This window comes from Deefgea chitinilytica (assembly GCF_016881405.1).
GTDB classification, from domain to species: Bacteria; Pseudomonadota; Gammaproteobacteria; order Burkholderiales; family Chitinibacteraceae; genus Deefgea; species Deefgea chitinilytica.
On the sequence record NZ_WOFE01000023.1, the window covers coordinates 1 to 307 of the forward strand.

Genomic DNA, 307 nt, shown 5'->3' on the forward strand with positions numbered 1-307 from the left:
TTTCAAAATTACTAAATCCACCCACATTCGTAACACTACCTAAGGCGATCGTGAGATTGCCTGCGCCTGAGTGATTTAAGGTATCGTTGTCATCGCCTGCATTTACAGTACCTGCAGCGCTATACGTCGCGGTATCATTTCCTGCACCGAGATCAACGACGTCGTCCGTGCTGGCCGAGCCGGTCAGGGTGTCATTGCCTGCCCCTGTGTTGACGGTATCGTCTCCTGCACCCAAGGTAATGTTGTCCGCGCCGGAACCTGTAGTGATACTGCTACCGGCAGCATCGGCAGTCACAGTTAGGTTGCC

General features: G+C 53.4%; 1 protein-coding gene. It reads right to left on the minus strand.

From position 1 onward, the window contains the following. The coding region (locus GM173_RS15815) for a calcium-binding protein (protein ID WP_373309396.1) at nt 1-307 on the minus strand (307 nt) is incomplete at both ends.